This window comes from Streptomyces sp. NPDC096040 (assembly GCF_040303265.1).
Taxonomy (GTDB): Bacteria; Actinomycetota; Actinomycetes; order Streptomycetales; family Streptomycetaceae; genus Streptomyces.
The window spans coordinates 1-1,455 of record NZ_JBEOTA010000100.1 but is presented as its reverse complement, the minus strand read 5'-3'; the positions used below and the strand labels follow the sequence as shown (position 1 = coordinate 1,455).

At 69.6% G+C, this 1,455-nt stretch carries 1 protein-coding gene; it reads right to left on the bottom strand.

Going from position 1 to position 1,455, the window contains the following annotated elements:
- Positions 1-153: 153 nt before the first annotated feature.
- On the bottom strand, positions 154-1,455 hold a 1,302-nt coding region (locus tag ABTY98_RS42170; protein ID WP_352226472.1), incomplete at its 5' end, for an IS1380 family transposase.

Below are 1,455 nucleotides of genomic sequence, written 5' to 3'. Positions count from 1 at the left end.
AGCCTCGATCCACCGCGTGAATTCTGATCTTCGGTATCGGGTGGGCTCGGGATGGTCTTTCGGGGTGCGGGCAGCGCGATGGGCCGGGTGGCCGTCCGGTGCGGGATCTCCGAGGTTCTTCCAGGTCGTGGGCGGTCAGGTCGAGCGTGCGGTTCAGGTGAGCATGCGCTGGCCGGTCGCCGTCCACAGGTCGGTGAAGTCGTCGGTCCAGCGCCAGCGTTCGGGCAGGTGGAGGGTGACGCGGCGGGCTCCGGTCGCGATCCGGGCCGGAATGTTGATCAGGTGGCGGCGGATCGTTCCGGTCATCGCCCTGGCGTGGAAGGCGGAGGCGAGATGGCCGCTCGCGCGGGTGAGGTTGTAGGCGGTGGCGGCCAGGGTCAGCCAGGCGGCGTTCGCGGTGAACTTCCCCGAGGGCAGGTGGGCGAGGGCGGAGTCTTCCAGGTCGGCGAAGACCTGCTCGACCTGGGCGTGTTCGCGGTGCATGGGTTCGGCCTGGGCCAGGACGAACGGGCTGTCGGTGAAGACAACGTGGTGGCGCCAGACGCCGAACAGTTCGGCCTGCCCAGCGGGCACGCTCTTGGGGTTGAGCCGCTTCACGCGGCGCACGATCAGCCGGGCCGTGGTGTGGAACGCCTTCTTCTTGCTGGTGAACGCGGTGAACTCGATCTCGGTGATCTCGGCGTCGGAGATCCAGCGTTCCTCCTCGGCGTCCCAGACGGCGCTGGCGTACTTGATCGGCGTCCAGGCGTCCTCGGGGATCTGCGCGATGGCCTCGCGGATCGTCTTCGTGACCGCGACGGCCAGGGAGAAGGCGGCGCCTGCCTTGCGGCACACAGAAACGACCTTGTGGGAGAAGTACGCCGAGTCCGCGCGGACGACGACGCGGGCGGTGATGCCCATGGCCCGGACCGTGGCCAGTGCCTCGCGCAGCAGACTGGCGGCGCCCTTGCCGGAGCCGGCCGAGCCCTTGCGCAGTCTGGTGGCGACGATCACGGGTGCGCAGGTGGAGGTCTTCACGGTGACGATCTGGAAGTGCAGGCCGCGCTGCTTGGTGTAGCCGAAGGAGGCGCCCTGCTTGGCGGGGCCGTAGACCTGCTTGACCTTGGAGTCGATGTCCACGAACACCACCTCGTCCGTCGTGGGGACCAAGCCGGTGTGTGCCGCGAGATTGCAGGTGAACGCCCGTGCGGCGGACTCCAGTTGGCGCACATGCCCCCAGGTGAAGGCGCGCAGGAAACTGCCCAGCGTGGACGGCGCCCGCACCCCGCCGAACAGGCGCGGCAGCCCGCCGTGGCGCAGTACGTCCAGGTCGTCGATGCTGTCCGCCCCGGCGACCATGCCGCCCACGATCGACATGGCTTTCGCGTCGGCGGCCGTACCGGCCCCGTTCTTCGCACCGGTCAGGTGGACCTTCTCGGCCACCAGCCGGGGCAGACCGCACCGCTCGGCCAGCCG